At 50.7% G+C, this 1,674-nt stretch carries 1 rRNA gene (cut by a window edge); it reads right to left on the bottom strand.

The annotated features are described in order from the left end of the window. Positions 1-1,628 (bottom strand): 23S ribosomal RNA (locus ACP7D9_RS29450) (it extends 1,365 nt beyond the left edge of the window). Positions 1,629-1,674 lie beyond the last annotated feature (46 nt).

Here is a 1,674-nt window from a genome sequence, read left to right as displayed (position 1 = left end):
TTCTCTACCCAACCACCTGTGTCGGTTTGGGGTACGGTTCCTGGTTACCTGAAGCTTAGAAGCTTTTCTTGGAAGCATGGCATCAACCACTTCGTCACCCAAAGGGTAACTCGTCATCAGCTCTCGGCCTTAAGATCCCGGATTTACCTAAGATCTCAGCCTACCACCTTAAACTTGGACAACCAACGCCAAGCTGGCCTAGCCTTCTCCGTCCCTCCATCGCAATAACCAGAAGTACAGGAATATTAACCTGTTTTCCATCGACTACGCTTTTCAGCCTCGCCTTAGGGACCGACTAACCCTGCGTCGATTAACGTTGCGCAGGAAACCTTGGTCTTTCGGCGTGGGTGTTTTTCACACCCATTGTCGTTACTCATGTCAGCATTCGCACTTCTGATACCTCCAGCAAGCTTCTCAACTCACCTTCACAGGCTTACAGAACGCTCCTCTACCGCATCATCCGAAGATGATACCCGTAGCTTCGGTGTATGGTTTGAGCCCCGTTACATCTTCCGCGCAGGCCGACTCGACTAGTGAGCTATTACGCTTTCTTTAAAGGGTGGCTGCTTCTAAGCCAACCTCCTAGCTGTCTAAGCCTTCCCACATCGTTTCCCACTTAACCATAACTTTGGGACCTTAGCTGACGGTCTGGGTTGTTTCCCTTTTCACGACGGACGTTAGCACCCGCCGTGTGTCTCCCATGCTCGGCACTTGTAGGTATTCGGAGTTTGCATCGGTTTGGTAAGTCGGGATGACCCCCTAGCCGAAACAGTGCTCTACCCCCTACAGTGATACATGAGGCGCTACCTAAATAGCTTTCGAGGAGAACCAGCTATCTCCGAGCTTGATTAGCCTTTCACTCCGATCCACAGGTCATCCGCTAACTTTTCAACGGTAGTCGGTTCGGTCCTCCAGTCAGTGTTACCTAACCTTCAACCTGCCCATGGATAGATCGCCCGGTTTCGGGTCTATTCCCAGCGACTAGACGCCCTATTAAGACTCGCTTTCGCTACGCCTCCCCTATTCGGTTAAGCTCGCCACTGAAAATAAGTCGCTGACCCATTATACAAAAGGTACGCAGTCACAGAACAAAGTCTGCTCCCACTGCTTGTACGCATACGGTTTCAGGATCTATTTCACTCCCCTCTCCGGGGTTCTTTTCGCCTTTCCCTCACGGTACTAGTTCACTATCGGTCAGTCAGTAGTATTTAGCCTTGGAGGATGGTCCCCCCATATTCAGACAAAGTTTCTCGTGCTCCGTCCTACTCGATTTCATGACCAAGAGATTTTCGCGTACAGGGCTATCACCCACTATGGCCGCACTTTCCAGAGCGTTCCGCTAATCTCAAAGCCACTTAAGGGCTAGTCCCCGTTCGCTCGCCACTACTAAGGGAATCTCGGTTGATTTCTTTTCCTCAGGGTACTTAGATGTTTCAGTTCCCCTGGTTCGCCTCTTGCACCTATGTATTCAGTACAAGATAACCATCTTATGATGGCTGGGTTCCCCCATTCAGACATCTCCGGATCAAAGTCTGTTTGCCGACTCCCCGAAGCTTTTCGCAGGCTACCACGTCTTTCATCGCCTCTGACTGCCAAGGCATCCACCGTATGCGCTTCTTCACTTGACCATATAACCCCAAGCAATCTGGTTATACTGTGAAGACGACATTCGCC

Source organism: Pseudomonas sp. TSRC2-2 (genome assembly GCF_049897785.1).
Classification (GTDB): Bacteria; Pseudomonadota; Gammaproteobacteria; order Pseudomonadales; family Pseudomonadaceae; genus Aquipseudomonas.
The sequence above is the reverse complement of the archived record's forward strand: the minus strand, read 5'-3'. Positions and strand labels throughout refer to the sequence as shown.